Origin of the sequence: Devosia sp. (genome assembly GCF_041917035.1) — a bacterium.
Lineage (GTDB): Bacteria > Pseudomonadota > Alphaproteobacteria > Rhizobiales > Devosiaceae > Devosia_A.
In genome coordinates this window covers 1-4287 of record NZ_JAYRYM010000292.1, presented here as the reverse complement: position 1 = coordinate 4287, position 4287 = coordinate 1, and the positions used below count along the sequence as shown (strand labels likewise).

Genomic DNA, 4287 nt, shown 5'->3' with positions numbered 1-4287 from the left:
CATGCTGCTGACCTGAGCGGGGCGCCCGCCCTGCTATGTCGAGGTGAAGAACGTCCACCTGATGCGGCAGCCCGGCCTCGCCGAATTTCCGGACTCGGTGACGTCGCGCGGCGCGAAGCACCTCGACGAGCTCGGCGACATGGTGGAGGCCGGCCACCGGGCGGTGATGGTCTTTCTCATCCAGTATGGCGGTGCCGACCGCTTCTCCCTCGCCCGCGACATCGACCCCGCCTATGGACGCGCCTTCGACCGGGCGCGGGCGCGCGGCGTCGAGATGCTCGCCTGGCGGTGCCGGCTCAGCCCCGAGGAGATCGTCGTGGAGCGGGCGGTGGAGGTCGCCGAATAGCCTGGCCTGGCTGGGCGCCCTGCCGTTTCGGCGGACTTGTCCGGCGCCACGGTGTCGCCCATGAAGGACGCGACATATCCCCGGCGGCGGCCGGACGAGGAGAGCTGCGAGATGAGCGTGAAACCGGGCTGGCAGGGCCGCTTCTTCGAGGATTTCGAGATCGGCGACGTCTATCGCCACCCCATGGGACGCACGATCACCCAGGCCGACAACATCTGGTTCACGCTGCTGACCCAGAACACGGCGCATCCGCATTTCGACGCGAACTACGCGGCCCATACCGGCTTCGGCAAGCCGCTGGTCAATTCCTGCTTCACCATCGCGCTGGTTACCGGACAGTCGGTGACCGACATCAGCCAGAACGTCTTCGCCAATCTCGGCTGGGACGAGGTGCGCCTGCCGAACCCGGTCCATGAGGGCGACACGATCTATTCCGAGAGCGAGGTGCTGGAGAAGCGCGATTCGGGGTCGCGGCCGGAGGTCGGCATCCTCACCGTGCGCACCAAGGGCTACACCCAGTCCGGTGACGTGGTGATCACCTTCCGCCGCACGGTCATGGTCTATCGCCGCGGCCAGGGCCCGGGCGGCAGGCACCGGCCCGAGCCGAAGGGCTGATGAGGGGCGACGGGGGCCGCCCCGCCGGCCTCACGCCTTCTTCAGGAACTCGGTGCGCAGCACCAGGCCCTTCACCTTGTCGACACTGCACTCGACCTCGTCGGGATCGTCGGTCAGGCGGATGGATTTCACCCGCGTGCCGCGCTTCAGCGTCACCGAGGTGCCCTTGACCTTGAGGTCCTTGATGATGGTGACGCTGTCGCCGTCCTTCAGGAGGGCGCCGTTGGAATCCTTCACGTCCATGGTTCAGTCCTTCGCGGGTATCGGGGGATAGGAGTGCCGGGCGCCGCGCCAGTCGGTGACGTCGCCCTCGCCGAGATAGCCGGGGCCGACCGGGACCTTGCCCTCGCCGCCGGGGATGTCGAGCACGTAGGTCGGCTGGGCAAGGCCCGAGAGACGGCCGCGCAGGGCCCGCATGAGCGCCTGGCCCTCGGCGATAGACAGGCGGAAATGGGCGGTGCCGGGGGCCATGTCCGGGTGGTGCAGGTAGTAGGGCTTCACCCGGTTGGCGAGGAAGGCGCGCATGAGGTCCGCCAGCGTCGCCGCGTTGTCGTTGACGCCCCTGAGCAGCACCGACTGGCTGACGAGGGCGATGCCGGCATCGGCGAGTCGCGCCAGCGCCTGTCCGGCGGCGGGCGTGAACTCGCGGGCATGGTTGGCGTGGACGGCGACATAGACGGCCTTGCCCGGCGCCCGAAGCGCGCGGGCGAACTCCGCCGTGACGCGCTCGGGCGCCACGACCGGCACGCGGGTGTGCCAGCGGATGACCTTCACGTGGGGAATGGCGGCAATCGCCCGGGTGACCTCGCGGGTCCGGCGGGCCGACAGGACGAAGGGGTCGCCGCCGGTCAGGATGACCTCGAATATCTCCGGCCGGGCGGCGATATAGGCGAGCGCCGCCGCGAGCTCGGCCTCGTCCAGGCCGCCGCGGCCCTTCGGCCCGACCATCTCGCGGCGGAAGCAGAAGCGGCAATAGACCGGGCAGACATGGACGATCTTGAGCAGCACCCTGTCGGGATAGCGGTGGACGATGCCGGTGACCGGCGAATGGGCGTCGTCGCCGATGGGGTCGGCGCGCTCCCCGGGGCGGCTGTCCAGTTCCCGGATGTCGGGCAGGAATTGCAGGGCGATCGGGTCGGCCGGCCCGGTGCCGGCCATGAGCGCGGCCATGTCGGGCGTCACCGCCACGGCATAGCGCTCCCCCACTTTCGTCGCATCTTGAGCGGCATCGGACGCGATGAGCCCGGCCGAGACGAGCTCGGCCGCGCTGCGCAGGGTGCGGTCACGGGGTGCCATGGCGGCCTCATGGTCGCTTCCGCCCGCGAAGGCAAGCCAAAAACGGCCAAACTTGATCGGCAGCGCGAACCTCGGCCAAGTTCACCGCGTTACAAGAAAGTAGCGGGCAGGCACCCGCTCCGCCCTCCGGCGGGCTTGCCGGCAAAGAGCCTTTGGCTTACGGGGATCGCCTCCGCCGAGGCCCCCGTCCCGGCGCCGAATTTGCATGGCAGTCCCTGGCGCGCCCGCGCGTCATGACGAGGACCTTGAGGGAGGCGTTCCTTGGCCGAGACCGGAACCTGGAATAAGGCGCATGGGGCCGACGCGTTCGGCTTTTCGGGGCTCAAGGCCCTGCACTGGAACTATCTCGAGCCGCAGCTGGTCGAGGAATCGATCGCCCGCGGCGAGGCGAAGCTTTCCGCCGGCGGTCCGCTGGTCGCCGAGACCGGCCAGCACACCGGACGCTCGCCCAAGGACAAGTTCGTGGTGCGCGACGCCACCACCGAATCGACGGTCTGGTGGGACAACAACGGCGCCATCACCCCGGCCGCCTTCGACCAGCTGATGGCGGACATGCTGGAGCACGCCAAGGGCCGCGAGCTCTTCGCCCAGGACCTCCACGGCGGTGCCGACCCGGCGACCCGTCTGAAGACCCGCGTCTTCACCGAATATGCCTGGCACAGCCTGTTCATCCGCAACCTGCTGATCCGCCCGGCCCGCGAGGAGCTCGCCTCCTTCGTGCCGGACATGACCATTGTCGACCTGCCCTCGTTCCGGGCCGACCCGAAGAAGTACGGCGTGCGCACCGAGACGGTGATCGCCTGCGACTTCACCCGCAAGATCGTGCTGATCGGCGGCACCTCCTATGCCGGCGAGATGAAGAAGAGCGTCTTCACCATGCTCAACTTCCTCCTGCCGCCGCAGAAGGTCATGCCGATGCACTGCTCGGCCAATGTCGGGCCGAACGGCGACGTCGCGGTGTTCTTCGGCCTGTCCGGCACCGGCAAGACCACCCTGTCGGCGGATGCGACCCGCACGCTCATCGGCGACGACGAGCACGGCTGGGGCAAGGACGGCGTCTTCAACTTCGAGGGCGGCTGCTACGCCAAGGCGATCAAGCTGTCGCGCGAGGCCGAGCCGGAGATCTTCGCCACCTCCGAGCGCTTCGGTTCGGTGATGGAGAACGTCGTCATCGACCCGGTGTCGCGGATGCCGGACTTCGACGACGGCTCGAAGACCGAGAACACCCGTATCGCCTACCCGCTGCACTTCATCCCGAATGCCTCGGAGACGGGCCGCGCCGGCCACCCGAAGAACATCGTGATGCTGACGGCCGATGCCTTCGGCGTCATGCCGCCGATCGCCAAGCTGACCCCGGCGGAGGCGATGTACCACTTCCTCTCCGGCTTCACCGCCAAGGTGGCCGGGACCGAGAAGGGTGTCACCGAGCCGCAGCCGACCTTCTCCACCTGCTTCGGCGCGCCCTTCATGCCGCGCCACCCCTCGGAGTACGGCAACCTGCTGCGCGAGCTGATCGCCCGCCACCATGTCGACTGCTGGCTGGTGAATACCGGCTGGACCGGCGGCATGCATGGCGTCGGACGGCGCATGCCGATCTCGATCACCCGCCTGCTGCTGCGCTCGGCACTCGACGGCTCGCTGAACCGCGCCAACTTCCGCCGCGATCCCTATTTCGGCTTCTCGGTGCCGACCTCGGTGCCCGGCGTGCCGCCGCACATGCTCTACCCGATCAAGACCTGGCGCGACAAAGCCGAGTTCGACGCCACGGCGCGCAAGCTCGTCCGGATGTTCCAGGACAACTTCGCCAAGTTCGAGCCCTATGTGGACGCCGACGTGAAGGCGGCCGCCCCGGCGGTGCAGCTCGCTGCGGAGTGAGCCTTCGGGGTTCCAGAAACGAGAAAGCCCGGCCATCGCGCCGGGCTTTTTCTTGGGCGGGCGCCCTGCACGACCGAAGTGCGTCCTTCGAGGCTCGCTCGCTTGCGCTCGCTCGCACCTCAGGATGAGGAGGGGGCTGGTTGCAGAACGGGTGT

At 68.6% G+C, this 4287-nt stretch carries 4 protein-coding genes and 1 pseudogene; 3 read left to right on the top strand and 2 right to left on the bottom strand.

What is annotated here, in order from left to right:
• Positions 1-22: 22 nt before the first annotated feature.
• Both ACE3TU_RS19640 and ACE3TU_RS19635 read left to right on the top strand, forming a co-directional pair.
• Positions 23-346, top strand: a pseudogene (locus ACE3TU_RS19640) (DNA/RNA nuclease SfsA); the annotation flags it as partial.
• A 111-nt stretch (positions 347-457) separates the two neighbouring features.
• Complete coding sequence (locus ACE3TU_RS19635) at positions 458-961, top strand: MaoC family dehydratase (protein WP_374627314.1); 504 nt, start codon at positions 458-460, stop codon at positions 959-961.
• A gap of 30 nt (positions 962-991) precedes the next feature.
• On the opposite strand, the gene ACE3TU_RS19630 is transcribed toward ACE3TU_RS19635, so the two are convergent.
• Both ACE3TU_RS19630 and ACE3TU_RS19625 read right to left on the bottom strand, forming a co-directional pair.
• Complete coding sequence (locus ACE3TU_RS19630) at positions 992-1204, bottom strand: alkylphosphonate utilization protein (protein ID WP_374627312.1); 213 nt, start codon at positions 1202-1204, stop codon at positions 992-994.
• A 3-nt stretch (positions 1205-1207) separates the two neighbouring features.
• Positions 1208-2257, bottom strand: a complete 1050-nt coding sequence (locus ACE3TU_RS19625; RefSeq protein ID WP_374627310.1) for a lysine-2,3-aminomutase-like protein — start codon at positions 2255-2257, stop codon at positions 1208-1210.
• Between the two features lie 261 nt (positions 2258-2518).
• Here ACE3TU_RS19625 and ACE3TU_RS19620 point away from each other — a divergent pair, with 261 nt between their 5' ends.
• The gene (locus ACE3TU_RS19620; RefSeq protein WP_374627309.1) at positions 2519-4132 is read left to right on the top strand and encodes a phosphoenolpyruvate carboxykinase; all 1614 of its coding nucleotides are present in this window, start codon (positions 2519-2521) and stop codon (positions 4130-4132) included.
• Positions 4133-4287: the final 155 nt, after the last annotated feature.